At 70.3% G+C, this 23,877-nt stretch carries 25 protein-coding genes; 8 read left to right on the top strand and 17 right to left on the bottom strand.

The genetic code is table 11. The features are described 5' to 3' along the window. Positions 1-26: 26 nt before the first annotated feature. Positions 27-1,712 carry a wax ester/triacylglycerol synthase family O-acyltransferase gene (locus FCN22_RS03280; protein WP_137120106.1) on the bottom strand — a complete coding sequence of 562 codons (1,686 nt, stop codon included), beginning with the start codon at positions 1,710-1,712 and terminating at the stop codon, positions 27-29. 362 nt (positions 1,713-2,074) lie between these two features. Here FCN22_RS03280 and FCN22_RS03275 point away from each other — a divergent pair, with 362 nt between their 5' ends. Both FCN22_RS03275 and FCN22_RS03270 read left to right on the top strand, forming a co-directional pair. Continuing rightward, complete coding sequence (locus tag FCN22_RS03275) at positions 2,075-2,431, top strand: hypothetical protein (RefSeq protein ID WP_137120105.1); 357 nt, start codon at positions 2,075-2,077, stop codon at positions 2,429-2,431. Between the two features lie 216 nt (positions 2,432-2,647). Further along, positions 2,648-4,105 (top strand): WS/DGAT/MGAT family O-acyltransferase, encoded by a 1,458-nt coding sequence (locus tag FCN22_RS03270; protein WP_137120104.1) that lies wholly within the window; start codon positions 2,648-2,650, stop codon positions 4,103-4,105. Between the two features lie 13 nt (positions 4,106-4,118). On the opposite strand, the gene FCN22_RS03265 is transcribed toward FCN22_RS03270, so the two are convergent. The 5 genes from FCN22_RS03265 to FCN22_RS03245 form a co-directional block, all read right to left on the bottom strand. After that, complete coding sequence (locus FCN22_RS03265) at positions 4,119-4,892, bottom strand: IclR family transcriptional regulator (RefSeq protein WP_137120103.1); 774 nt, start codon at positions 4,890-4,892, stop codon at positions 4,119-4,121. 82 nt (positions 4,893-4,974) lie between these two features. Beyond that, complete coding sequence (locus tag FCN22_RS03260) at positions 4,975-6,801, bottom strand: acyl-CoA dehydrogenase family protein (protein ID WP_137120102.1); 1,827 nt, start codon at positions 6,799-6,801, stop codon at positions 4,975-4,977. Positions 6,802-6,863: 62 nt separating this feature from the next. Beyond that, a complete protein-coding gene (locus tag FCN22_RS03255) occupies positions 6,864-7,319 on the bottom strand; it encodes a MaoC family dehydratase (RefSeq protein WP_137120101.1) in 456 nt (151 codons plus the stop codon). A gap of 40 nt (positions 7,320-7,359) precedes the next feature. Next, positions 7,360-8,229 (bottom strand): amidohydrolase family protein, encoded by an 870-nt coding sequence (locus FCN22_RS03250; protein WP_137120100.1) that lies wholly within the window; start codon positions 8,227-8,229, stop codon positions 7,360-7,362. 4 nt (positions 8,230-8,233) lie between these two features. After that, the gene (locus FCN22_RS03245) at positions 8,234-9,151 is read right to left on the bottom strand and encodes an SDR family NAD(P)-dependent oxidoreductase (protein WP_137120099.1); all 918 of its coding nucleotides are present in this window, start codon (positions 9,149-9,151) and stop codon (positions 8,234-8,236) included. Between the two features lie 90 nt (positions 9,152-9,241). Between FCN22_RS03245 and FCN22_RS03240 the strand changes: the two genes are divergently transcribed. Both FCN22_RS03240 and FCN22_RS03235 read left to right on the top strand, forming a co-directional pair. Beyond that, the gene (locus FCN22_RS03240) at positions 9,242-9,703 is read left to right on the top strand and encodes a MarR family winged helix-turn-helix transcriptional regulator (protein WP_202911371.1); all 462 of its coding nucleotides are present in this window, start codon (positions 9,242-9,244) and stop codon (positions 9,701-9,703) included. A gap of 117 nt (positions 9,704-9,820) precedes the next feature. Beyond that, positions 9,821-10,963 (top strand): cupin domain-containing protein, encoded by a 1,143-nt coding sequence (locus tag FCN22_RS03235; RefSeq protein ID WP_137120098.1) that lies wholly within the window; start codon positions 9,821-9,823, stop codon positions 10,961-10,963. 42 nt (positions 10,964-11,005) lie between these two features. Here the strand turns inward: FCN22_RS03235 and FCN22_RS03230 are convergent, their stop codons facing one another. From FCN22_RS03230 to FCN22_RS03220, 3 genes are read right to left on the bottom strand one after another with little or no spacing between them, the layout of a single operon-like run. Further along, positions 11,006-11,368: a helix-turn-helix domain-containing protein gene (locus tag FCN22_RS03230; RefSeq protein ID WP_137120097.1), complete on the bottom strand. Its 363-nt coding sequence runs from the start codon at positions 11,366-11,368 to the stop codon at positions 11,006-11,008. Between the two features lie 25 nt (positions 11,369-11,393). After that, complete coding sequence (locus FCN22_RS03225; RefSeq protein WP_238384484.1) at positions 11,394-12,638, bottom strand: DUF445 domain-containing protein; 1,245 nt, start codon at positions 12,636-12,638, stop codon at positions 11,394-11,396. Positions 12,639-12,671: 33 nt separating this feature from the next. Further along, a complete protein-coding gene (locus FCN22_RS03220) occupies positions 12,672-13,439 on the bottom strand; it encodes an IclR family transcriptional regulator (protein ID WP_137120096.1) in 768 nt (255 codons plus the stop codon). A 184-nt stretch (positions 13,440-13,623) separates the two neighbouring features. Between FCN22_RS03220 and FCN22_RS03215 the strand changes: the two genes are divergently transcribed. The 3 genes from FCN22_RS03215 to FCN22_RS03205 are packed head-to-tail and all read left to right on the top strand — an operon-like array spanning position 13,624 to position 16,412. Continuing rightward, entirely contained in the window at positions 13,624-14,466 is an 843-nt protein-coding gene (locus tag FCN22_RS03215) for a fumarylacetoacetate hydrolase family protein (protein ID WP_137120095.1), read from the top strand. Further along, positions 14,463-15,173 carry a maleylpyruvate isomerase family mycothiol-dependent enzyme gene (locus tag FCN22_RS03210; RefSeq protein WP_137120094.1) on the top strand — a complete coding sequence of 237 codons (711 nt, stop codon included), beginning with the start codon at positions 14,463-14,465 and terminating at the stop codon, positions 15,171-15,173. The genes FCN22_RS03215 and FCN22_RS03210 overlap by 4 nt, the downstream gene beginning before the upstream one ends. Before the next feature lie 36 nt (positions 15,174-15,209). Next, positions 15,210-16,412 carry an FAD-dependent monooxygenase gene (locus FCN22_RS03205; protein ID WP_137120093.1) on the top strand — a complete coding sequence of 401 codons (1,203 nt, stop codon included), beginning with the start codon at positions 15,210-15,212 and terminating at the stop codon, positions 16,410-16,412. Positions 16,413-16,460: 48 nt separating this feature from the next. Here FCN22_RS03205 and FCN22_RS03200 read toward each other — a convergent pair whose 3' ends face one another. The 4 genes from FCN22_RS03200 to FCN22_RS21550 all read right to left on the bottom strand — a co-directional run bounded on the left by FCN22_RS03200 (position 16,461) and on the right by FCN22_RS21550 (position 19,550). Then, positions 16,461-18,413: an aconitate hydratase gene (locus FCN22_RS03200; RefSeq protein ID WP_137120092.1), complete on the bottom strand. Its 1,953-nt coding sequence runs from the start codon at positions 18,411-18,413 to the stop codon at positions 16,461-16,463. A gap of 60 nt (positions 18,414-18,473) precedes the next feature. After that, on the bottom strand, positions 18,474-18,899 hold the full coding sequence (locus tag FCN22_RS03195; protein WP_137120091.1) for an HIT family protein: 426 nt from the start codon (positions 18,897-18,899) through the stop codon (positions 18,474-18,476). Continuing rightward, positions 18,896-19,288, bottom strand: a complete 393-nt coding sequence (locus tag FCN22_RS03190; RefSeq protein ID WP_137120090.1) for a DUF2237 family protein — start codon at positions 19,286-19,288, stop codon at positions 18,896-18,898. Before FCN22_RS03190 ends, FCN22_RS03195 begins: the two co-directional genes overlap by 4 nt. 70 nt (positions 19,289-19,358) lie before the next feature. Beyond that, positions 19,359-19,550: a hypothetical protein gene (locus tag FCN22_RS21550; protein WP_162308118.1), complete on the bottom strand. Its 192-nt coding sequence runs from the start codon at positions 19,548-19,550 to the stop codon at positions 19,359-19,361. 90 nt (positions 19,551-19,640) lie between these two features. Here FCN22_RS21550 and FCN22_RS21545 point away from each other — a divergent pair, with 90 nt between their 5' ends. Next, positions 19,641-19,916 carry a YciI family protein gene (locus FCN22_RS21545; protein ID WP_162308117.1) on the top strand — a complete coding sequence of 92 codons (276 nt, stop codon included), beginning with the start codon at positions 19,641-19,643 and terminating at the stop codon, positions 19,914-19,916. A gap of 10 nt (positions 19,917-19,926) precedes the next feature. Here FCN22_RS21545 and FCN22_RS03180 read toward each other — a convergent pair whose 3' ends face one another. From FCN22_RS03180 to FCN22_RS03165, 4 genes are read right to left on the bottom strand one after another with little or no spacing between them, the layout of a single operon-like run. After that, positions 19,927-20,988 carry an ABC transporter ATP-binding protein gene (locus FCN22_RS03180; RefSeq protein WP_137120088.1) on the bottom strand — a complete coding sequence of 354 codons (1,062 nt, stop codon included), beginning with the start codon at positions 20,986-20,988 and terminating at the stop codon, positions 19,927-19,929. Further along, the gene (locus FCN22_RS03175; RefSeq protein ID WP_238384483.1) at positions 20,985-21,833 is read right to left on the bottom strand and encodes an ABC transporter permease; all 849 of its coding nucleotides are present in this window, start codon (positions 21,831-21,833) and stop codon (positions 20,985-20,987) included. Before FCN22_RS03175 ends, FCN22_RS03180 begins: the two co-directional genes overlap by 4 nt. Continuing rightward, complete coding sequence (locus FCN22_RS03170; RefSeq protein WP_238384482.1) at positions 21,830-22,684, bottom strand: ABC transporter permease; 855 nt, start codon at positions 22,682-22,684, stop codon at positions 21,830-21,832. The genes FCN22_RS03175 and FCN22_RS03170 overlap by 4 nt, the downstream gene beginning before the upstream one ends. Next, the gene (locus tag FCN22_RS03165; RefSeq protein ID WP_137120087.1) at positions 22,681-23,817 is read right to left on the bottom strand and encodes an ABC transporter substrate-binding protein; all 1,137 of its coding nucleotides are present in this window, start codon (positions 23,815-23,817) and stop codon (positions 22,681-22,683) included. Before FCN22_RS03165 ends, FCN22_RS03170 begins: the two co-directional genes overlap by 4 nt. Positions 23,818-23,877: the final 60 nt, after the last annotated feature.

Raw genomic sequence — 23,877 nt, 5'->3', positions numbered from 1 at the left:
CTGGCTGGGACCGACCCCCTGACGGGTCAGTCGTCAGTGGGGGTGGGTTTGGCAGCCGACTTCTTCGCTGCCGGGGACTTCCTGGCGGCCGACTTTCCCGGGGCCGGGGACTTCTTTGCCGCCGACTTTCTCGGGGCCGGCGACTTCTTTGCCGCCGACTTTCTCGGGGCCGGCGACTTCTTTGCGGCCAACTTTCTCGGGGCCGGGGACTTCGCCGCGGACTCGGCGCGGTCGGCGGCCTCCATCAGCTCCTCGAGCGCGTCCTTCATGTGCCCGGGCAGCTCCCAGAGGTCACCGGTGAGGTCGCCGGCTCCCATGAAACCGAAGTCCACCCGGTCGAGGTAGCTCTGCAGCGTGATGTTGAGTCCGACGCCGGTGGTGAGGAACGCGGCCGGCCAGTAGCCCGCCATACGGGCCCCGGTGACCTCCACGACCTGCGACGGGCCGCGGACGTTGGAGACCACGACGTTCCACATCGAGCCCGACACCCAGTCGGGCGCGCGGCTCAGCAGCTGCTGGTGGACCCAGAAGAGCGACTGCGGGATGAAACGGCTTGCGGAACGGAGCAGTCCGGTGGGCAGGGCGTCGAAGTTGCTCCTGGCCGCCTTGAGGTCGCCGTGGACCGCCTTGAGTCGCTCGACCGGGTCGGCGAGGTGGGTCGGGAGCGGCGCGAAGAACATGCTGATGTGGTTGGCCCACCGGTCCTTCTCCTCCCCGGTGCGCAACGAGTAGGGGATGCACACGACCAGCGGCTCCTCAGGGGCGCCGCCCCGCTCCTCCATCCATCGCCGAAGAGCTCCCGCCACGACGGCGACGACGGCGTCGTTCATGGTGCCGTCGAAGGCCTTGCCGACCCGCTTGAAGTCGGCGAGCGACAGGTCCGAGAAGGCGTAGGTCCGGGCGTCGGTGATCGTCCTGTTGAAGGGGGTGGCTGGTTTCGTGACCTGCGGGAGCACCGGGAGCACCTCTGGCTGCCCCTTGGCACGCTGTCGCCGGTTGACGACGCCCCGGACCGGTGCCCCCACCTTGCCCGGGATCATCCGCGCGATGAAGGCTGGCAGGGCCATCACGCCATCCTCGGAACGTCGTCCCACGAGGTACTTGACCGTCTGCGCCTGCAGTCCGACGAACTGGACGGGCTTGAGGGCCCTCCCCACGACCCCCCGCGCCAGCATCTCGACCGGCCCTCCCCAGGGCTCGCGCCGGCCCGGGGCCGCGCTGGCCGGGTCGGCGGGCGTCGTCGGGTGGTCCGACAGGAGATCGAGGATCGTGGGGATGGTTCCGCCGTCGACCGCGCCATGGTGCACCCGCAGCAGGTGTGCGAGACGGCCGCCGTGCAGGCCCTCGATGATCCACAGCTCCCAGAGGGGCCGGTGGGGGTCGAGGCGGATGCTCATGATGCGGGAGATCTCTGCCGCGAGGTCCTGGTCGGTCCCGCCTTCGGCCAGGGTGATCGTCCGGACGTGCGCAGCGACGTCGACCTCGGTCTCGGCCCAGTACTCCTTGTCGAGCCCGAGCGGCACCTTGGCGCGCACCCGGCGGAACGGCGGGATCTGGTCGAGCCGTTCGGTGATCCGCTCGATCATGCGCTCCGCTCGGCCCGCCGCCGGGTCGTCGAAGGCGTCGTAGATCATCAGCCCGCCCATCACGCCGGTCGAGGTCGCGGTGTCGACGCTGAAGAACATCCCGTCCATCGCGGTGAGCTGCTGCATGTGTGGTCCTGTCGTTCGTGCCGGTGACGAGCGTCGGGATGCGACGGCCCGCGCCGGAGGGCGGGTGCGTAAGGGTGGAGCGGCGCACGGTGGGGCGCAGTTCCGAGAGCTCTTCGTCGAACAGCGCGGTGGCGGACCCGATGAAGCAGCACTTCTGAAGCCATGGTATTGATTCCCGCGCGACCGAGACCGTTCATGTTCTCAACGTTCCGGTCTGCGGAATTCACCGTGTGCGCTGCGCCGAAGCGTGAACCACGTCACTTGACTACGCAAATGCTTGACAAACTACGCATCTTGAATGTTCAATGATGACAAGCGATTCAAAGCCAGCACGGCACGGAATCACCGTCACAGGAGGAAACATGTCCACCGTCATCGCTCTCGTCACCAAGGTCCACGAGCGTCAGGTCGAGGCCGCGAACAAGGGCCAGCACGCCGTCCTCGGCCTGCTCGGTCGCGCCTCGGAGATCCTGGACAAGGCCCCCAGACCGCCGGAGCGCGTCCAGACCGGCCTGAAGCCCCTTGCCTCGCTCGTCGGCAGCCCGTCCGACTACGTGCGCTACGCCACCGCGAGCAGCAAGGACTGGACGCAGGCCCGCGAGTCCTTCCAGAGCGGTCTGCTCGATCTCTTCACGCCCGCTCCAGCGGCCTCCACGTCGAACACGACACAGAAGTCGCAGAAGTCGAGCTCCAAGGGGAGCCGCAGCGCGAAGGCTTGAGCCCCGCGACACGACGCGTCCTGCCCCACCCGGGCAGCGGGCGGCACCAGCCACGACGTGGGTCCACCCGATCGGTGGGCCCGCGTCGTGGCATGTCCGGCCCGGCCTTGGGAGGATGGGCCCCATGAGCTCCTGTGCGCCTGTTCGAGGCCGAAGTCCTGCTCGATCGTGGTGTCACGCGCCGGGGCCGGCCACGGGGGCTCGCTCGCGGTGAGGATGCAACGACTGAGCAGCCTCGACGCATCGTTCCTCGCCCTCGACGGCCCCCACGGTGCCGGGCACATCTGCCTCACCGCCCTCGTCGCCGGACGGCTCGATCTCGACGAGCTGCGTGACCTGGTCGAGGCGCGACTGCCCTTCGCCCCCATCCTGCGGCGTCGGCTGCGCAACGTCCCGCTCGGCATCGACCGGCCCTGGTGGGTCGACGACCCGGACTTCGACCTCACCCAGCACCTCTTCGGGTCGGTCGTCATCGGCGACGAGTGGCGTCGTGAGCTCGCCCGGACGGTGGCTCAGATCGCGGAGCAACCGCTGGACCGGTCTCGCCCGCTCTGGGAGATCCACCTCGTGCAGGGCTCCGCATCGGACCAGACCGCCGTGATCACCAAGATCCACCACGCCGCAGTGGACGGCATTGCCGGGAGGGACCTGCTCACCACCCTGCTCGACGACCGGCCGCCGGAGACCGACCCGTCGTCCGACGGCGCATGGCATCCTGCGTCCCTGCCCGGCACCGGCGAGATGCTCGCCCGGGGGGTGCTCGGGGTCGCCGACCTCGCAGGCACGGCGCTGCGGCTCGAGGCCGCTCTGATGGGTCGGCTGCCACAGGTGCCCACCCTCGCGATCACCTCGGCCGCACGCGTTTCCAGCGGCACGGTCGAGTGGCTCACAGGGACCGCCGGCGATGCCGTGCCGGTGCGCACTCGTCCACGCATCAGCGCACCGAGGACCCCGTTCAACAAGGCCATCACGCGCGAACGAGCGTGGGCCTTCGGTGAGTTGTCGCTGGACGACTCCAAGGCCGTGCGCACGGCCGCGGGTGCCACGGTCAACGACGTTCTGCTCAGCACGGTCGCAGGGGCCCTGCGCGAATGGCTCCTGCGGGCCGAAGCCCTGCCCGAGGAGCCGCTCCGGGCGCTCGTGCCGATCTCGGTGCGCACGGACGAGGACAAGGTCACCGGCAACAAGATCGACCTGATGACCTGCCCCCTGCCGACCGACGTGGCCGACCCGCTCGTGCGGCTCACCAGCGTGCGCGAAACCACCGCGGTGGCCAAGGCACACCGCGCGATCGGCGCCGACACCCTGCAGGACGTCGCTTCCTTCGCGCCACCGGCCCTGGCGACACGAGCCGTGCGCGTCGTCGCGGCGGCCCGCCTCGCCGACCGGGTGCGCCTACCGTTCAACGTCCTGGTGTCCAACGTGCCCGGCACGCGCGAGGTGCTGCACCTGCACGGACAGCCCATCGAGGGCCTCTACCCCCTTCCGGCCCTCAGCGACGGGCTCGGCCTGAACATCACCATCCAGGGATACCGTGGACGCCTGCACGTGGGAGTCGTGACGTGCCCGGCCCTGATCCCGGACCCCTGGGAGGTGCTCGACCTCCTTGTGGCCGCGCACGACGAACTGGTCGAGCAGGGGCGCCTGCGGGCCACCCACCCGAGCCAGTCCTGACTTCGACAGGTGCTCACCGGAGCTCGGCGTTGGCGGCGTCTCTGGCGAGGTGCAGCACCCGCACGATCTCCCGGACCCGCGCCGCCGAGTAGCGGATGGTGGGGACCGAGACGGACATCGCGGCAACGACCCGACCGTCTGCGCCCCGCAGGGCCGTCGCGATCCCCGCGATCCCACGCTCCGTGCGGCCGACATTCAGCCCGTAGCCGCGCTGCTGGATCGTCCGCAGCTCGCGGTGCAGTCGCTTGACTCCGGCGGCATCGAGGTCGAGCTCGGGCACTCCTTCCGGCGGGTAGAGCTCGTCCAACTCCGCCGCACCCAAGCCCGCCAGCACGACAACCCCACCGGAGACCAGGTGCGCCGGAAAGACGGCGCCGGTGCGGGACCCGACGCGGAGGGGTTGCCGGGCCTCGACCGTGGCGAGGATCCGCGCCTCCCGCCCGGAACAGACCATGAGGTGACAGGTCTCGTCCAGCTGTTCCCGGATGCGCTCGAGGTGGGGCAGGACCACGGCCTCGAGGCCTCCCCCTCGTGACTCACCGACCGACAGCGACGCGAACGCAGGACCAGGCTGGTATCCACGGCCGCTCGCCTGCACCGCGAAACCCCGGTAGCGCAGGGTGGACAACAACCGGTGTGCGGTCGACGGTGCGACGCCCAGCTCGGAGGCGGCCGCCGTGACACCGACGTCGCCCTGCCGGGCCAGGAGCACCAGCAACCGCAAGGCGTTGTCCACCGACTCCAGGTATGCCACCTCGGGGCCTCCGTTCCGCTCTGGGGAACTCACCTTCCGGGATGATGACACACCGAGAACGGTTGTGGGAGGGCGATCCGGGACCGGCACCGTGCCTGCGCCGAGGCAGGTGGTCTCACCGCCTCCCGGCAGGGAGGTCCATCACCTCACTGTCCAGGAGTCGCAGCGAGCGCAGCGCGGCGGACGTCCTCGGGAGCACCTGACGGGCATACCACCGGGCGGCGGCGGCGCGACCCGCGAGATCCCCGTCGGCGGGCTCTCCTGCGGCGGCGCACCTTTCGTCCGCGACCACGGCAGAGCGCAGCAACAGCCAGCCCACCACGACGTCCCCCACCGCCAGCAGCAGCGCCCGGGCGCCCAGTGCGGCCACCTGCGGATCCGAGTGCGCACGGTCCAGGCTCAACCCGGCCATCCGCGTGACGTCGTCGGCGCTGTCCCGCAGCAACCCGGCCTCCACCTGGAGGGCCCCGCTGTCGGCGAGCGAGTCGGCGAGGGCGGTGACCTCGGCGAGCAGCTCGCCCAGCGCCTTGCCCCGGTCGGCGGCCACCCGCCGCTGCAGCAGGTCCATGGACTGGATGCCGCTCGTCCCCTCGTAGATGCTGTCGATCTTCGTGTCACGGACGTATTGCTCGAGCGGGTGGTCCTCGAGGAACCCGGAGCCCCCGAACACTTGCAGGCACTCCGACCCGAGCACCTGCCAGGCGGTCTCCGCACACCACGTCTTGACCACGGGCAGCAGCAGGCGGTGGCGCACGACGGCGACATCGTCCGGGACACCCGACGCCTCGGCGACCTCCATCCGGTCGATGAGGGTTGCGGTGTACAGCACCAGCGCGCGGGCGCCCTCCGCGAAGGCCCGTTGGGACATCAGCGATCGACGCACGTCCGGATGCTCGACGATCGGGACCGGCTCCGGGCCCGCCGAATCGAAGGTGATCAGCGGCCGGCCCTGCACGCGCGTGCGCGCCTGCTCGAGCGCGCCCAGGTAACCGGTGGACAGCGCGGCGGCGGACTTGAGGCCGACCAGGAGACGGACGTAGGTGATGATCTCGAACATCTGCCGCAGCCCACGGTGCTCGTCACCGAGGAGCGTGCCCACCGCTGGTTCCCCGTCGCCGAAGGTGAGTTCGACCGTCGGTGTGGCCCGCACCCCCATCTTGTGCTCGAGCCCCGTGGCCATGACGCCATTGCGCCGTCCGACCTCACCGGTGTCCGGGTCGTAGTGGTGCGAGGGCACGACAAACAGCGACAGGCCCCTGCTGCCCGGACCGCCCGCGCCCTCGACGCCGACGGGCCGGGCCAGGACGAGGTGGACGATGTTGTCGGTCGCGTCGTGCTCGCCCCATGTGATGAAGTGCTTGGTGCCCTCGACGTGCCAGGTGCCGTCGGGTTGTGGGAACGCCCGGGTCCGGGCCGCGCCCACGTCCGAACCGGCGTCCGGTTCGGTCAGGACCATGGTGACCGTCCACTGCCGTTTGAGGATCAGCTCGGCGAGCCGGCGCTGGGCTGGCGTACCAGCGGTGTCGAGGAGGCGGACCACCTGCGGGACCAGCTGGGTGCACATGCCGACGGCCGGGTTGGCACCCATCGCGAACTCCGTGGCGGCCCAGCGGAGGGAGGCGGGCACCCGCACCTCACACCTGCCCGGGGGAAGGTCCAGCCCGAGCCAGTCGGACGCGAGGTGCTCGCGCAGAGCAGTCGCCACCTCGCCCGGGAGCGCGATCTCATGGGTGACGGGGTCGAGCACCGGTGGGCATCGATCGCCGACGACGAAGCTCGGCGCCAGCCGCTCGGTCGCGAAGCGCTCGGCCTGCTCGAGGACGTCCCTGGCGGCGTCGACGTCCACGTCCTCGAAGGGCGCCCGGCCGTAGGCGTCCGCAACCCCCAGCACGTCGAAGAGGAGAAACTCGCTGTGGTTCCGGTCGGTGCGATAGTGCGTCACGATCACTCCTGGTCGGTTGGTCATGGGAGCTGGAGCGGGAGCTCCAGCCCGGCACGGCGCCGTCAGGCGTAGAAGCGGAAGACCGGCTGTGCCACACAGGCCGGCTTCTCGGAGCCCTCGATCTCCACGGTGGCGTCGAAGGTCAGCTGCCGGCCGCCACCGCCCACCTCGGTGACCTCGCGCACGACTGCGCCCAGGCGGATCCTCGACCCGACCTTCACCGGAGCCGGGAAGCGCACCTTGTTCAGTCCGTAGTTGAGCTTCGTGCCGACGCCCTCGACCTCGAGCAGCTCGGTGAACAGCGGGATCACCAGGGCCAGCGTGAGGTAGCCGTGCGCGATCGTGGTACCGAAGGGGCCGCTCCGGGCCCGCTCGGGATCGACGTGGATCCACTGCGGGTCGTCGGTGGCGTCGGCGAAGGTGTTGACGCGGTCCTGAGTGACCTCCATCCACTCCGTGACGCCAAGATCCGATCCGACGAGGTCGGTCAGGTCGGCGAACTGCGTGTTCGTGGGCATGGCAGTACCTCTCATCGTGGGTGCAGCAGGGGGGAGGCCGTCAGGACAGGCGCAGGACGCGGATCGCGTTCTCCTTGAGGACCTTCGGCTTGACCTCGGGCTTGATCTCGAGCTTGTCGAAGTCGGCCAGCCAGCGGTCGGGGTCGATCACGGGATAGTCGGAGCCGAAGAGGACCTTGCTGCGCAGCGGCCCGTTGATGGCACGGACCAGCTCCTGGGGAAAGTACTTGGGCGACCACCCGGACAGGTCGATGGCCACGTTGGGCTTGTGCGTCGCGACCGAGATCGCCTCGCTCTGCCACGGCACCGACGGGTGCGCCATGATGATGGTCAGCTCCGGGAAGTCGGCGGCGACATCATCGAGCAGCATCGGGTCGGAGAAGCGCAGTTTGATGCCTCCGCCGCCGGGCATGCCGGCGCCGATGCCGGTCTGGCCCGTGTGGAAGATGGCCGGCAGTCCACGGGCAGCCAGGGCCTCGAACAGCGGGTATGCCGTGCCGTCGTTGGGCGCGAACTCCTGCAGACTCGGGTGGAACTTGAGTCCGCGGACACCGTGGTCGGCCACCAGCCGCTCCAGCTCGGCGACGCCGTCGGCGCCCTTGGCCGGGTCGATGCTGCCGAACGGGATCAGCACGTCGGGGTGCCGGGCCGCGCCGGCGGCGACCTCCTCGTTGGAGATCCGGCCGTGTCCCAGTGCCTTCTCGGCGTCGACCGTGAAGATCACCGCGGCGATCCGGCGCTCGCGGTACTTCTCGGCGATCTGGTCGATCGTCGGCGTCCGCTCCCCCGCCTTGAAGTACTTGGCCGAGGCGTCCAGGAACGGCTGGGGCAGCGCCGTGTGCCCGTGGTCATCGATCTCGACGTGGACGTGCGTGTCGATCGCGACGAGGTTCTCCAGGTCGAGGCTCATGTGGTCAGCCCTCCTTCTGCGCGGGGTCTTCGGGCAGCTGCTCGCCGACGGTCTGCAGGTGCGGGGCGAACGCGCCCGGCCACACCTTCGCGATGTCGTCGGCGTCCCAACCGCCGGCGTGGTACTCCTGCACGATCTGTTCGGGGTGGGAGTAGAGCGACAACCGGTCGCCGCCGATGCCGACGGCCTGCCCGGTCACGTCCGCCGCGTCGTCGGAGGCCAGGAAGGCGACCAGCCCGGCGACGTCCTCCGGTGAGCCGAAGGCCAGTTCCCGGCGCGCGAACGGTGGCAACGGCTCGCCGGCTGCCAGCGCCTCGACATACGGCTTGAGGAAGGGAACGGTCGCCGTCATGGCGGTCGCGGCGACCGGGACGACCGCGTTGGCGGTGATCCGGTCACGCGCGAGCTCCATGGCCCAGGTGCGGGCGAAGCCGACGATCCCGGCCTTGGCCGCCGAGTAGTTGGTCTGACCGAAGTTGCCGTACTGCCCGGCCGGCGAGCCGATGAGGATGATCCGGCCGCCCTCCCCCTGCTCCTTCATCTGCACGACGGCGGCGCGGGCACAGGTGAAGGTGCCGCGCAGGTGCACGCGGGTCACCAGGTCGAAGTCCTCGTCGGTCATCTTCCAGAGCACCTTGTCCCGCAGGACCCCTGCGTTCGACACCAGCACGTCCAGCCGGCCGAACGTATCCACGGCGTGGTCCACCAGGGCCTGCGCGACCTCGGAGTCCCCCACCGCCGCAGTGACCGCCGAGGCCTTGCCGCCGTCCCGTCGGATGGCCTCCACGGCCGCCTCTGCCACCTCGGCGTCGACGTCGTTGACCACGACGGCCGCGCCGGATCCGGCCAGCCTCCTGGCGTAGGCCAGGCCCAGGCCACGGCCGCTCCCGGTGACGATCGCCACCTTGCCGGTCAGGTCCATCGGATTCTCCTCGCGTCGATGTCTGCTCTTGCAATGGTGCACTCGTTATAATTCACTATCATTGATGAAGTCAACAACCTAGGAGCGCCGATGTCCTCACCCGCCCTCTCTGTCGTGCCGGCGGCACTGGCCGACGACCTCGGATTCCTGCTCGCTCGTGCCTCGGCGACCGCGCTGAGGGCCACCAACGACGCCCTCCGCGACACCGGCCTGCGCTCCCGGCACTACGTCCTCCTCAAGCTCGCCGCCGAGGGGGACGGAGTGCCCCAGCGCAGGGTCGTGGACGATCTCGGCCTGGACCCGAGCGCCGTCGTCGTGCTCGTGGACGACCTCGAGCGGCGAGACCTCGTGGAGCGGGTGCAGGATCCCGGCGATCGCCGCACGCGGATCATCGCGATCACCTCCGCGGGACGCCGGCTGTTGCGACAGGCCCGTCCGTTGGCGGACACGACGATGGACACCCTATTGCGCCACCTCGGGGCCGAGCAGCGTCAGGAGCTGGCCGCCCTGCTCGGCGAGATGCTCGAGGCGGCGGACCCGAAGTACCACTGAGCGCGGTCCTTTCCTCTCTGCGGAAGACTGCGATCCCATTTCTCGGGGCCGACCTACCGTGGAGGGACACGCCCCGCTGCCGTCGGCGGCGTCGGCGCCACCCAGGAGGTCTCCGGCATGTCCATCAGCAACGTCACCTCGCCCGTACAGCTGCGCGCCGAGGAAGGCCCGGGCCAGCCGGTGCCGACACCGGAGCTCGAGGAGCTCTACCGCGGTTTCGAGCGCGAGCTGCTCGTGCCGTTGTGGACCGAGATCGGTGACCTCATGCCGCTGCACCCCCAGTCCAAGGCACGCCCGCACCTGTGGCGGTGGCGGCACCTGCTCGAGCTGGCGGACCGGGCCGGACAGCTCGTGCCGGTCGGACGCGGAGGCGAGCGTCGGGCGATCGCGCTGGCGAACCCGGGCCTCGGCGGCAAGCCCTACGCCACGCCGACCCTCTGGGCCGCCATCCAGTACCTCATGCCCGGGGAGGACGCCCCCGAGCACCGGCACACCCAGAACGCCTTCCGGTTCGTCGTCGAGGGTGAGGGCGTCTGGACGGTCGTCGGGCGCGACCCGGTCCCCATGAACCGCGGCGACTTCCTGCCCCAGGCGGGCTGGAACTGGCACGCGCACCACAACGCGACCGACCGGCCGATGGCGTGGATCGACGGACTGGACATCCCGTTCCAGTACGCGAACGAGAGCCAGTTCTTCGAGTTCGGCCGCGACGCGATCAGCGACGCGGAGAAGACCACGCCGCAGCGGTCCCGCTCGCAACGCCTCTGGGGACACCCGGGGCTGCGCCCGGTGTCACAGCCCGGTCCGCGACAGGGCAGTCCGCTGCTCGCCTACCGGTGGGCCGACACCGACGCCGCGCTGACCGACCAGCTCGAGCTGGACCACGAGGGATTCCCCGGCGTGGTGGAGCCCGGCCACGCCGCGGTCCGCTACACGAACCCGTCCGACGCCGGTGACGTGCTGCCCACGATCCGCACCGAGATGCACCGGGTCGCGCGCGGCACGCAGACCACGCCCACGCGCGAGGTCGGCTCGTCGGTCTACCAGGTCTTCGACGGGTCCGGTGTCGTGTCCGTGGGAGACAGCTCGTGGAGCGTCACGCGCGGTGACCTCTTCGTCGTGCCGTCCTGGCACAGCCTGTCGGTGAAGTCCGAGGCAGGAGGGTCCGACTCCGACTCCGGCGCCCTCGACCTGTTCCGGTTCAGCGACGCCCCGGTCTTCGAGAAGCTCGGTCTGCACCGCGTCGAGACGACCGCCTGAGTCGTCTGCCCGAGGGACCGCGCCGCGACGATGGAGCCCAGCTCAGTCGTCCCCGAGGTAGGAGCGGTAGACGCGGATCAGCGCCTCCTTCTGCGGTTGCCCGAGACGGGGGTCGTCGATGATCGCCTCCTCGACCCCCGGCCGAGTCGCGTCGTCGTCCTCCGGCAGCAGCCCGAGCTTGGCGTAGAGCGCCTTGGGCGCGAGCCCGAACGCGTCCGCGAGCGCCGTGACGACCTGTGCCGAAGGACGGTAGCGTCCTCGCTCGAGCTGGCTGAGGTAGGAGTCGGAGACGCCCGACAGCCTGGCCAGGTGCCGTTGCGAGACGCGGGCCAGTTGCCGCTGCGTCTTGACGAACTGACCGAAGGCCTTCAGCACCGGGTCGTCCGCCCCGTCGGGTGCGCTCATGGCGTGAGTGTAGACAGGCACAGGGTCACAGCAGCACGTCCACCGCCTGGATGGCCAGGCCCACGAGCGCGCCGACCACGGTGCCGTTGATCCGGATGAACTGCAGGTCCTTGCCAACGTGCAGCTCGATCCGCTCGGCGGCCTCCTTGCCGTCCCAGCGGTCGACGGTCTGCGAGATCACCGTGGCGATCTCGCCGCCGTAGGTCGTGACGAGGTGCCCGACCGCGTCGGCGAGGTGCGCGTCCACGCGAGTGCGCAGCCGGTCGTCGGAGACGAGCCGCTCCCCCAGCGACACCACCGCGCCGGACGCGCGCCGCCGCAGGATGCTGTCCGGCGTGTCCAGGGCGTCCACCACGACGGTGCGTATGGCGTCCCACACGGCCACGAGCCCGTCCGCCACTCCCGGGTGGGCCAGCATCCGCTCCTTGAACCGCTCCGCACGCCGACGCGTCGCGTCGTCGTGCTGCAGGTCGTCGCCCAGCTGGGCCAGCAGGGCGTCCAGCGCGTGCCGGGCCGGATGGGCGGGGTCGTCGCGCACGTCCGCGACCCACGCCACTGCCTCGTGGTGGACGCGTTCGACGACCTTGTCGTCCAGCCACTGCGGAGACCACCACGGTGCCCTGGCGGCAACGACGGCAGCCACCGTGTCGTAGTTGGCGCGCAGCCACTGGTGACCCTCGACCAGAGCCAGGTCGACCAGTCCGTGGTGGGCCCCGTCCACCACCACGGACTCGAGCAGGTGCCCGGCGACCGGGCTGAGCTGTTCCTCCCCCAGCCGCGGCAGGAGCGCCTCGTCCAGGAAGGAGCGCACCTCCTCGTCGCGCACCGACCGCAGCGCCCGGCCCAGCGGGGGCGCTGCCTCGGCCACCACCCGCTGGGCATTCGGCTCCCTGGAGAGCCAGCGGCCGATCCGGCGGGTCACGTCAGCCGAACCCAGTCGGCTCCTGGCGTTCTCCTCGGTGAGGAAGTTCTCGGTGACGAAGGCCTCGAGACTCGCTCCCAGCGCGGCCTTGCGCTCCGGGATGATCGCGGTGTGCGGGACCGGCAGCCCCAGAGGGTGCCGGAAGAGGGCGGTCACCGCGAACCAGTCCGCGATGGCGCCCACCATCGCGGCCTCGGCGGCGGCGGCGACGAACCCCCAGCCTCCACCGCGCCCGCGTGTGAGCAGGAAAACCACCGCGGCGATGACGAGCAGCGACAGCGCCAGCAGTCGCATCCGTCGGAGCCCGCGGCGACGGGTCGTGTCCGTGGCCTCGGCCGTGAGCGTCATACGACGATCCTGCCCGGCCCGGCAGGACGCCGGTCAGTCGGCCGCGAGGTCCCGTTCGATGCGGCCAGCGGCGACGGTGAGTGCGCCGACCCACCGAGGCAGCTGCTCCGGCCCGAATCGTGCTGTGGGAACGGCCAGCCCGACAGAGGCGAGCGCCTCGCCCTCCGGACCACGCACCAACCTGCTCACGGCGGTGACCCCCTGCTCGGTCTGCTGGTCGTTGATCGCGAAGGACTGGCGGCGGATGTGTGCGAGCTCGGTGAGCAAGGCCTCGACCTCACCGGGGCGAAGCGGTGCCTGCGTGTGGTCCCCGGAGGCCTCCCCCAACCGGCTGCGCACCTCGTCGTCGCCCAGCGTGGCGAGCAGGACCTTGCCGCCGGACACCAGGTGGGCCGGCAGGGAGCGCCCCTCCCGGTCGCCCACCCGAAGGATCTGGGAGCACTCCACGGTCGCCGCGAACCGCGCCTGGACGCCGGCCAACACGATGAGGTTCGCGGTCTCCCTTGCCTGCTCGACGAGCTCACGCAGGTGCGGCAGTGCCACGTTGCGCAGCCGCCCGACATCGACGCTCGCCGACGGCGCGTCGCCCATGACCGGCCCTACCGCGTAGCGCTTGTCCGGGAGCTGCACGGCGAACGAGCGATAGACCAGCATGGCGAGCAACCGGTGCGCGGTCGAGCGTGCGATGCCGAGCCGCGCCGCCACCTCGGAGACGCCCAGGGGTCCTTCCTGCTGGAGCAGCACTGCAAGGCGCAGGGCGTGGTCGACGGACGCGACGGCATACTGCGGCTTGTTCCTCACAACAGAATTGTATATCCCACAAGACAGAACCGCGCCTAATGTGGTGCTCCATGAGCCCCCGCACACCAGGTGACCTGGCCGGCCGGATCGGTCAGCGCCGGGCGACCGGACCGCGGCCCCGCAACCAGCCCGCCCGCACCACCCACAAACCCCTGCACAATCTGCAGGTGGAAGGACGATCCTGATGAAGCTCGCCACGATCCGCACCACCGACGGCAACCTGGCGGTCCGCGTCGACAACGACCGCTGCGTCGGCCTCGGCGTGCCCGACGTCGGCGCCCTGCTCGCCCGGCCCGACTGGGAGCAGCTGGCTTCCGGTGACGGAGACGGCACGAGCCACCCCCTCGAGGGCGCCGACTTCGCGCCGGTCGTCCCTCGCCCGGGCAAGATCGTCTGCGTCGGCCTGAACTACCGCAACCACATCCTGGAGATGGGTCGCGAGCTCCCCGAGCACCCCACGCTGTTCGCGAAGTACCCCGAAGCGCTGATCGGGGCCGCCGACGACATCCAGCTTGCACCCGAGTCCGACCAGGTCGACTGGGAGGCCGAACTCGCGATCGTCATCGGCCGCCCGGTGCGGCGCGCGTCGGAGGACGAGGCAAAGGAGGCGATTGCCGGGTTCAGCGTGCTCAACGACGTGACGATGCGCGACTGGCAGTACCGCACCAAGATGTGGCTGCAGGGCAAGACGTTCGAGGGCAGCACTCCCTTCGGCCCGGTGCTGGTCACCCCCGACGAGCTGCCCGGGGGCACACGCCCCGCTCTGGACATCAGCGGACTCGTGGACGGCGAGAAGGTCCAGCACGCCAACACGTCCGACCTGGTCTTCGACCCGGTCACCCTCGTGCAGTACGTCTCCACGATCCTCACCCTGCAGCCTGGCGACGTCATCGCGTCCGGCACGCCCGGGGGCGTCGGTCACGCGCGCAAGCCCGCCCGATACCTCTCGCCGGGCGCGTCCCTGGTCACCGAGATCGAGTCGATCGGCCGGTTGGAGAACACCGCCGTGGCAGAGGGCGCGGCGTGACGAGCGAACACCACCGGCGGCTTGCCTCCTCCTGGGTCAGCTCGGGCACCGTGAACCTGCTGTCCGCCGTCCACGAGCTCTCCGACAGCGAGCTCGACGACGCGACAGCGCTGCCAGGCTGGACCCGGCGACACCTGTTGGCCCACCTGGCCTCCAATGCCGAGGCGTTGCAACGCCTTGCATCCTGGGCCGCCACCGGCGTGGAGTCACGGATGTACGCCTCGAGCGAGCAGCGCAACAAGGACATCGAGTCGGGCAGCCAGCGTCCGGCGGCCAGCCTGCGCGAGTGGGTGCGGTCCTCAGCGCACGGCCTGGCTGCAGACCTCGATTCGCTCGGCCAAGAGGCCTGGCAGGCCGAGGTGGTCACCGCCCAGGGCCGCACCGTGCCGGCGACCGAGATCCCCTGGATGCGGGCCCGCGAGGTCCTGGTGCACGGCGTCGACCTGGGCGCGGGCCTGACCTTCGCCGACCTGCCGCAGGACTTCCTCGTCGCCCTGCTGGACGACGTGACGGCCAAGCGCTCGAAGGCCGGCACCGGCCCCGCGCTGATCCTCCGGACGGACGGCGCCACCCTGCAGTGGACCGTGAGCGGCAGTGGTCAGCCGGTCGAGGTGACAGCGCCGCTGCCCGAGCTGGCGGCCTGGCTGTCGGGGCGACCTCACTCGATCAAGGCCACAGGGCTGCCGCAACTGCCCCCGTGGCTGTGACCACCACCACGAACCACTCTGCGAACGGATCGAAAGATGACCAATGACACCGCCCCCACCGCCGTCGACGTCGTCGTCGTCGGAGGAGGAATCGGAGGACTCGGCAACGCCCTGGCACTGACCCGGGCCGGGCAACGGGTGCGCGTGCTCGAGCGCGCCGACGAGTTCGGCGAGGTGGGTGCCGGCCTGCAGATGGCACCCAACGCCACTCGCATCCTGCGGGACTGGGGCGTCCTCGACCAGGTGATCGCCGAGGGCGTGCTGCCAAAGCACCTGGTCATGCGTGACGCCCTCGACGGCAGCGAGCTGACCCGGCTGGACCTCCAGCGCACCCAGGAGCGCTACGGCGCGCCCTACGTGGTCATCCACCGCAGCGACCTGCACCGCATCCTGCTCGATGCCTGCCGGGCGGCCGGCGTCGACCTGGTCACCAGCTGCGGGGTCAAGGACGTCGTCGACGTCGACGGCGGGGTGGAGGTGCACAGCCCGGGTCGCACCGACCACGCTCGCGTGGCGCTGGGCGCCGACGGTCTCGGCTCGTTGCTGCGCTCCCAGCTCAGCAACGACGAGCAGGTCAGCTCGGCCTACGTCGCCTACCGCGGCGCCGTGCCGGTCGAGGAGGTCGCCGAGCAGCAGGGTATCGCGATGACCGACGTCGTGGTCTACATCGGACCGCGCCGCCACCTCGTGCAGTACCCGTTGCGGCACGGCGAGATCTTCAACCAGGTGGCGGTCTTCGAGTCGCCCAAGGCCCTGCGCGGCGAGGAGGACTGGGGCACCCCGGACGAGCTCGACGCCGCCTTCGCCGGATCCTGCCCGGCAGTGCTGTCCGCGCTGCCCCGGCTCTGGCGGGACCGCTGGTGGCGGATGTACGACCGGGAGCCGATCACGAACTGGCGCCGAGGCAGCCTGGTGCTGACCGGGGACGCCGCGCACCCGATGCTGCAGTACCTCGCACAGGGTGCCTGCCAGGCGATCGAGGACGCCGGCGTGCTGGCCGGGCTGGTCTCCGGCGAGCACGCACGCTCCGGCCCCGGCTCCGGTCCCGACTGGGACGCCGCACTGGGCTCCTACGTCGAGCTGCGCCGGCCGCGCACTGCCGAGGTCCAGACGACCGCCCGCTGGTGGGGCAGCTTCTGGCACCGTGACGGCGCCGAGCGCGAGGCCCGCAACGAGGTCCTGCGGTCGCGCGAGGTGGACGACTACCAGCACCTCGACTGGCTCTACGCCGCGCGCTGACCGCCCACCCCCCAACCCCGACACCGGACCCCTCAGCCCAGCGGGGGGTCAGGCGTCCCGCAGCAGGGGGATCTGACCTCCCGCCAGGACCATCGCGACCTGCCGAGGCGACAGCCGGTGCCGCAGCTCGTAGGTCTTGCCGCTGCGTTCGTTCTTGGCCTGCATCCGGTCGCCCTGCGCCACGGCGTCGCGGACCCCGTCCAGCGCCAGGGTGTCACCCTGCTCGACGTCGTCGTAGTCGCCGGCCTCGGTGAACTCCAGCGCGAGGATGCCGAAGTTGGCGAGGTTCTGCCAGTGGATGCGGGCGAACGACTTGGCGATCACGACGCGCAGGCCGAGGTAGCGGGGCGCGATGACCGCGTGCTCACGGGACGAGCCCTGGCCGTAGTTCTCGCCCCCGACCACGAGGTGGCCGGTGCCGTCCTTGAGCGCGGCGACGCGCTCGGCATACTCCTCGTCCACCTGAGCGAAGGTGAACTCCGAGATCTTCTCGATGTTGCTGCGGTAGGGCAGGACTCGTGCTCCGGCCGGCAGGATCTCGTCGGTCGAGACGTTGTCGCCGACCTTGAGGCCGACCGGCGCCTCGATGTGGTCGGGCAGCTCGTCGAGCTCGGGCAGGCCGGAGATGTTCGGGCCCTTGACGAGCTCGACGCGTTGCGCCTCGTCCTCCGGCAGCGGCGACTCGAGCATTGCCGTGTTGACGCTCGAGGAGTCGGGCAGCTGCAGCTTCGGGTAGTCGATGTCGAGCAGGTCGGGCAGCTCACGCGGATCGGTGATCTTGCCGGTCAGGGCCGCCGCGGCAAGCGTCTCGGGTGAGCACAGCCACACCGCGTCCTCCCTGGTGCCCGACCGGCCCGGGAAGTTGCGCGGCATGGTGCGCAGGCTGTTGCGGCCGGTCGCCGGCGCCTGGCCCATGCCGATGCAGCCCATGCACCCGGACTGGTGGATCCGCGCACCAGCCTTGATCAGGTCGAACAGCCACCCACCCTTCGTGAGGTCCTCGAGGATCTGGCGCGAGCTCGGGTTGACGTCGAAGGAGAGCTCGGCCTCGGACTGGTGGTCGCGGACGATCTCGGCGACGATCGCGAAGTCGCGCAGCCCCGGGTTGGCCGAGGAGCCGAGCACGACCTGCGAAACCGGTTCTCCGGCAACCTCGCTCACCGGCACCACGTTGCCCGGCGAGGACGGCTTGGCGATGAGGGGCACGAGCGTGGACAGCTCGATCTCGTCCTCGACGTCGTAGGTCGCGTCCTCGTCGGCGAGGATCTCGGTCCAGTCCTCCTCGCGGCCCTCGCCACGCAGGAAGGTGCGCACGGCGTCGTCCGAGGGGAAGACGGAGGTGGTCGCGCCCAGCTCGGCGCCCATGTTGGCGATGACGTGGCGGTCCATCGCGGACAGACCTGCGAGTCCCGGCCCGTGGTATTCGATGATCCGGCCGACGCCGCCCTTGACTCCGTGCCGGCGCAGCATCTCGAGGATCACGTCCTTGGCCGAGACCCACGCCGGCAGCTCACCGGTCAGCCGCACGCCCCAGATCTCGGGCATCCGCAGGTAGAGCGGCTCACCGGCGATCGCCATGGCGACCTCGAGCCCACCGACCCCGATCGACAGCATGCCGATGGCGCCGGCTGCGCAGGTGTGTGAGTCCGACCCGGCCATCGTGGCGCCCGGCCTGCCGAACCGTTGCTGGTGCGTCGGGTGGGAGACGCCGTTGCCCGGCTTGGAGTACCACAGGCCGAAGCGCTGCGCCGCCGAGCGGAGGAACAGGTGGTCGTCGGGGTTGCGTGCGTCGGCCTGCAGCAGGTTGTGGTCGACGTACTGCACCGACACGTCGGTCTGGGCGCGGACCAGGTCCATCGCCTCGAGCTCGAGCATCACCATGGTGCCGGTGGCGTCCTGGGTGAGGGTCTGGTCGATCCGCAGTCCGATCTCGTCCCCAGGATTCATCTCCCCCGAGACCAGGTGGTCGCAGATCAGCTTCTGAGCCACGTTCATCGACACGGTGTGCCTCCCAAGGTGCAGCGGTGATCGGAACCCTTCTCGCCACCATACCCACGGGCCTCAGTCCAACACCGCCCGCAACCGGTCGCCATACTCCTTGGCTTCCACGTCATCGGCGTACTTCGTTCGAGGCCAGAAGAACCCGCGCAGCCCGTCACCCTTGGTGCGCGGCACCACGTGGACGTGGAGGTGCGGGACGCTCTGGCTCACCACGTTGTTGACGGCGACGAACGACCCCTGGGCGCCGAGCGTCCCGACCATCGCGGCCGCCACCCGTTGCACATCGTGCATCAGCGGGGCCATCAGCTCCGCCGGCAGCTGCGGCAGCGTCACCACGTGGTCGCGCGGCACCACCAGGGTGTGCCCCTTGAAGACCGGCCGCTTGTCGAGGAAGCCGACGACGTGCTCGCTGTCCAGCACGACCTGCGCCGCCACCTCACCGGCCACGATCTCGCAGAAGAGACAGCCGTCCCCACGGACGCTCACGAGATCAGCGAACGCGGGTCGTCGGGCACGTCGACCGCGTTGGCCTGCAGGGCCTCCAGTGGTATGACGTCCAGGGCGCGTTCGTGCGTCGAGGCCAGCACCACCGGTGGAGCCACCCCGTCCTGGAACGCTTCGAGCCAGCGCACCGCGACCACGCACCACCGGTCCCCCGGCTGCAGGCCGGGGAAGCCCAGCTCCACCCGCGGCGTCGACAGGTCGTTGCCGACCTGCATCTGCTGCACCAGGAACTCGGTGGTCACGACCGCGCAGACCGTGTGGCTGCCCAGGTCCTGCGGGCCGGAGCTGCAGCACCCGTCGCGGTAGAAGCCGGTCATCGGGTCGGTGCCGCATTCCTGCAGCTCGCCACCGAGGACGTTGCGCTCCGTCATGCCTTCCATGATGACGGCCCCTGCCTGGTGTGCGCACGCATCTCGCGGCGATCTGCCGACGTGGACGGCGTCATCGGCCCTCCTGGTCGCCCCGGAGCCTGTCGCGCAGCGCCTGGCGACGGGCCTGCTGCGCCTCCCTCTCACGGGCCTTGCGCTCGAAGTGGGCCTCGATCATCGTCCTGCTGATCACCCTGATCAGGAGCATCGCACCGGCAAGAGCGACGACCGCCACGACCAGGAAGATCCAGTCGCTCGTGTGCATGTGCTCGGGCGGCCTCTCGCTGATGGGTTCTCGCTCTTGTCAGCCTATCCTCGACCCACCGAGATGCGGCTGAGGTGGGAGCATGGCGGCATGACCTACTACCTGCTCGAGTACCGCTACGCAGACCCCGAGGCCCGCGCGCGGGTGCGCCCCGAGCACCTCGCCTACATGGGCTCGTTGCACGAGGCTGGCGCCGTCGTGCTGGCGGGCCCGACGGCGGATTCCCGGGGCGCCGTGGTGGTGCTCGACGTGGCCGACGAGTCCGCGGCGCGCGAGGTGCTCGCGGCCGACCCCTACACGCGAGAGGGCGTCTCGGCAGACGCCACGCTGCGCGAGTGGAACGTGGTCATCCCGGCGCCCGAGTGAACCCGGTTGCTCAGTCGGACGAGACGAGCAGCTGGTCCGCGACGAGGCGGACCCGCACCGGGGTGTGGACGGTCAGCCGGGCCGCCTCGGCCCCGTTCGCCTGCGAGAGCAGCTCGTGGCCGTCGGCCGTGCGGACCCGCACGTGGGTCACCGAGCCCAGGAAGCTCACCTGCAGCACCTCCGCGCTCCCGGCGTCGGAGGCCTCCACGACCAGCTGCTCGGGGCGCACCATCGCGATTCCCTCACCGGAGGTCACGGAGCGGTCGGTCACGCGGACCGTGGCGCCGAGAACCGACGCGCGCCCTGCCTCGACACGGCACGGGATCCGGTTCATCAGCCCCACGAAGGCGGCCACGAATGCCGTCGAGGGTGCGGTGTAGAGCTCCTCGGGCGGGGCGAGCTGCTCGAGCCTGCCCTGGTTCATCACCCCGACCCGGTCGGAGATGGACAGGGCCTCCTCCTGGTCGTGGGTGACGAAGAGGGTGGTCGTGCCCACCTCGAGCTGGACGCGCCGGATCTCGTCGCGCAGCTGGGCTCGCACCTTCGCGTCGAGCGCAGACAACGGCTCGTCCAGCAGCAACACCGCCGGCTGGATCGCGAGCGCCCGCGCCAGGGCGACCCGTTGCTGCTGCCCTCCGGACAGCTGGCTGGCGAAGCGGTCGGCCTGCGAGGCGAGGCCCACCAGCTCGAGCATCTGCCTGGCCCGGCCTGCCCGTTTGGACCGGTCGACGCGGCGCAGCTTCAGGCCGAACTCGACGTTTTGTTGCGCGGTGAGGTGCGGAAAGAGGCTGTAGGCCTGGAACACCATGCCCATGTCCCGCCGGTTGGCAGGCACATGGGTGACGTCCCGGTCGCCCACGACGACGCGGCCGCTGTCGGGGTCGTCCAGTCCGGCGACGAGACGCAGGGCGGTCGTCTTGCCACAACCGGACGGACCGAGCAGGGCGACCAGCTCACCGGGGCGCAGGGTCAGGTCCAGCCCGTCGAGGGCACGCACTCCGGAGAACTCCCGGTGCAGGCCCTCCAGCCGGACCTCCACCCCTTCCCGGGTCTCGAGGGCGGACGCGCTCATCCCTTCACTTCCTTCCCGGCGGGCGTGGTGACCGCCAGCGGCTCGATGGCGGTGGTGCGCCTGCCCTTGCGCCCGCGGCCGAGCAGGGACAGCAGGAGCAGCAGCACGAACCCGAAGATCAGCGCGGCCAGTGACGCCGACACCGAGACCTTCGCGTTGCTCTTGCCGAAGAACGCGATCACGACCTGCAGGTTGTCGTAGTGCAGCAGGGAGGCGAAGGTGAACTCACCCAGCACCAGGGCGACGGAGATGAACGCGGCCGACAGCAGCGCCGACACGATGTTGGGGACGACGACGCGCGCGATGACCGTGAACCACCCGGCACCAAGGCTTCGAGCCGCCTCCGACAGCGTCGTGAGGTCGATCGCGGACAGGCCGGCGTCGAGGGACCGGAAGGCGTAGGGCAGGACCAGCACGACATACGCGAAGGTCAGCGTGAGCGCGGAGCCGCCGAGGAAGTAGGTGACCCAGGCGTAGACGGGCGCGATGCCCACGACGATGACCAGCGCAGGGATGGTGAGCGGCAGCAGGCAGAGGAACTCGACCATCCGGGCGGCCCACTGCACCCGCAAGCGGACCCAGACCATGGTGGGGACGAGCAGGAGGACCATGCCGATGACGGTGAGCGCGGCCAGCTCGAGCGAGGTGATGATCGCGGCGGTCAGCTCCGGATCGTGCAGCAGGGCACCCCAGGCCTCTCCCGTGCGACCGCTGCCGGCTGTCCCACGCGTGCTGAAGTCGACCATCGAGACGAGGGGGATGAGGAAGAAGGCGCCCAGGACGACGAACGTCACGATCCGGAAGGCGCGCTGCCGGCGGGCACGGCGCTGGCGTGGCAGGGTCACCGCAGCCACCTCGAGGTGCGTCGGACCAGCAGCGCATAGCCGGTCATGACGATCGCCACGACCACGATCATCTCCAGCGCGAGGGCGTAGCCGAGATTCGCTCTCCCGAGCAGGATCTCGCTGGTCAGGGCCGAGCGGATGAACAGCGGCAGGATCGGGTTGCCCTGGCTGACCAGGGCCGCCGCCGTCGCGTAGGACGCGAAGGCGTTGGCGAACAGCAGCAGGGTCGAGCCCAGGAACGCCGGCAGCAGCAGCGGCCCGGCGACCTGACGCCAGTACTGCCAGGTCGAGGCCCCGAGGTTCTCGGCAGCCTCACGCCACTGCACCTTGATGCCGTCCAGCGCGGGCAGGAACACGATCACCATGAGCGGGATCTGGAAGTAGGAGTAGACCAGGATGATCCCCGGCACGTCGAAGAGCCACCCGCTGCCGTAGAGGTTCACGCCGACCGAGTCCTTGACCAAGGTGGTGACGGCACCGGAGAAGCCGAGCGTCGCGATGAACGCGAACGCGAGCATCACGCCACCGAACTGGGCCAGCACTCCGCACGCGCTGGTGACTGCGCGCCGCACGGCCCCGTCCGGTTTGCAGGTCACCACGGCATACGCCAGGAGGCCCCCGACGACGGCCCCGATGACGGCGGTGCTGGCGGACACCACGAGGCTCTGCCGCAGGGCGTGCAGGACCGGGCCGCTCCCGAGGGCGCGGACGTTGTCCAGTGTCGGCCTGCCGTCGTCCTGGAACGCGCCGACCACGACGATCACCGTCGGGATGAACAGGAACACCGTCAGGTAGCCGAGGAAGGGCACCATCCCCAGCGACGGCAGGGCTCGCCTCGCGGCTTTGATCAACTGGTGACCTTCGACCAGTTCTTGGACAGGTACTTCGCCGCCTTCTCGGTCTGGGCCTGGGTCGGTACGACGGGGCTGCCCTGGACCGGCGGCAGCTTCTTGAAGGCGGCCTTGTCGATCGTGCCCTTCTTGACCATGTCATCGGCGCGCACCGGGCGGGCGCCGCCGCCCAGGAAGAGGTTCTGCCCCTCGTCGGAGTAGAGGAACTCCTCCCAGAGCCGCGCCGCCGCCGGGTGCGGCGCGTCGGCGTTGATGGCCTGGTAGTAGTAGCCGCCGACGACGGCGTTCTTTGGCACCATGACCTTCCAGCTGGGCAGCTTGGCGGTCTCGGCGGCGTTGGTGTAGTCCCAGTCGATGACGACCGGGGTCTGGCCGGACTCGATGGTCGCGGGCGTCGGGTCGAGCGGCAGGAAGTTGCCCGCCTTCTTGAGCTTGACGAAGAAGTCGACGCCGGGCGCCACGTCGTCGGGGCTGCCGCCGTTCGCGACCGCGGCCATCACGACACCGCTGAAGGCGGCGCCGGCCTGGGTGGGGTCACCGTTGAGGGCGACACTGCCCTTGTAGGCCGGCTTGAGCAGGTCGGCCAGGCTCGTGACGTCGGGCACCTTGGAGGAGTCGTAGCCGATCGAGATGATGCCGCCGTAGTCGTTGACCCAGGTGCCCTTCGGGTCCTTGAACTGCTGGGGCACCGTGTCGAAGTTCGCCACCGTGTAGGGCGCGAACATGTCGGTGTTGACCAGTGCCACCGACTGACCGAGGTCGAAGACGTCGGGAGCCCGGTCGGTGCCCTTGAGCTGTTTGGCCGCGTTGATCTCGTCCTGGCTGGCGCCGTCGGGCTGGGCGGACTTGATCGTGATGCCGTACTTCTTCTCGAAGGCCTTGATGATCTTGCCGTAGTTGGCCCAGTCGGGGGGCAGGGCGATGACGTTGAGGGTGCCCTCCGCCTTCGCGGCCTTGACCAGCGCGTCCATACCGCCGAAGTCCTTGGCCGAGGTGGCCGTGGCCGCATCGGTGCCGCCGCTGGAGCTCTGGCTGCTGCTGTTCTTGCTCGGCGGCGAGCAAGCAGCCGCGGCAACTGCGGCCAACGCCAGGGTTGCGGTCAGCGTCACTGCTCTGGTGCACAACGTCTTCATTTTTGACCTCCGGGTGGGCCGTCCCGTGACGGCCCACGCCACACTTTAGGGGTGCCGACG

The sequence above is a fragment of the Segeticoccus rhizosphaerae genome (genome assembly GCF_005222685.1).
GTDB classification, from domain to species: domain Bacteria; phylum Actinomycetota; class Actinomycetes; order Actinomycetales; family Dermatophilaceae; genus Segeticoccus; species Segeticoccus rhizosphaerae.
Note: the sequence above shows the minus strand (reverse complement) of the source record. Positions and strands in the feature narration are given on the sequence as shown.

What these genes read in the sequence shown, in the direction of transcription:
- FCN22_RS03270 (WP_137120104.1), top strand. Translation starts at nt 2,648, where the DNA reads ATGCAACGACTGAGCAGCCTCGACGCATCGTTCCTCGCCCTCGACGGC.
- FCN22_RS03225 (WP_238384484.1), bottom strand. Translation starts at nt 12,638, where the DNA reads ATGACGCTCACGGCCGAGGCCACGGACACGACCCGTCGCCGCGGGCTC.
- FCN22_RS03250 (WP_137120100.1), bottom strand. Translation starts at nt 8,229, where the DNA reads ATGAGCCTCGACCTGGAGAACCTCGTCGCGATCGACACGCACGTCCAC.
- FCN22_RS21545 (WP_162308117.1), top strand. Translation starts at nt 19,641, where the DNA reads ATGACCTACTACCTGCTCGAGTACCGCTACGCAGACCCCGAGGCCCGC.
- FCN22_RS21550 (WP_162308118.1), bottom strand. Translation starts at nt 19,550, where the DNA reads ATGCACACGAGCGACTGGATCTTCCTGGTCGTGGCGGTCGTCGCTCTT.
- FCN22_RS03255 (WP_137120101.1), bottom strand. Translation starts at nt 7,319, where the DNA reads ATGCCCACGAACACGCAGTTCGCCGACCTGACCGACCTCGTCGGATCG.
- FCN22_RS03180 (WP_137120088.1), bottom strand. Translation starts at nt 20,988, where the DNA reads ATGAGCGCGTCCGCCCTCGAGACCCGGGAAGGGGTGGAGGTCCGGCTG.
- FCN22_RS03275 (WP_137120105.1), top strand. Translation starts at nt 2,075, where the DNA reads ATGTCCACCGTCATCGCTCTCGTCACCAAGGTCCACGAGCGTCAGGTC.
- FCN22_RS03215 (WP_137120095.1), top strand. Translation starts at nt 13,624, where the DNA reads ATGAAGCTCGCCACGATCCGCACCACCGACGGCAACCTGGCGGTCCGC.
- FCN22_RS03235 (WP_137120098.1), top strand. Translation starts at nt 9,821, where the DNA reads ATGTCCATCAGCAACGTCACCTCGCCCGTACAGCTGCGCGCCGAGGAA.
- FCN22_RS03230 (WP_137120097.1), bottom strand. Translation starts at nt 11,368, where the DNA reads ATGAGCGCACCCGACGGGGCGGACGACCCGGTGCTGAAGGCCTTCGGT.
- FCN22_RS03205 (WP_137120093.1), top strand. Translation starts at nt 15,210, where the DNA reads ATGACCAATGACACCGCCCCCACCGCCGTCGACGTCGTCGTCGTCGGA.
- FCN22_RS03240 (WP_202911371.1), top strand. Translation starts at nt 9,242, where the DNA reads ATGTCCTCACCCGCCCTCTCTGTCGTGCCGGCGGCACTGGCCGACGAC.
- FCN22_RS03165 (WP_137120087.1), bottom strand. Translation starts at nt 23,817, where the DNA reads ATGAAGACGTTGTGCACCAGAGCAGTGACGCTGACCGCAACCCTGGCG.
- FCN22_RS03280 (WP_137120106.1), bottom strand. Translation starts at nt 1,712, where the DNA reads ATGCAGCAGCTCACCGCGATGGACGGGATGTTCTTCAGCGTCGACACC.
- FCN22_RS03245 (WP_137120099.1), bottom strand. Translation starts at nt 9,151, where the DNA reads ATGGACCTGACCGGCAAGGTGGCGATCGTCACCGGGAGCGGCCGTGGC.
- FCN22_RS03190 (WP_137120090.1), bottom strand. Translation starts at nt 19,288, where the DNA reads ATGACGGAGCGCAACGTCCTCGGTGGCGAGCTGCAGGAATGCGGCACC.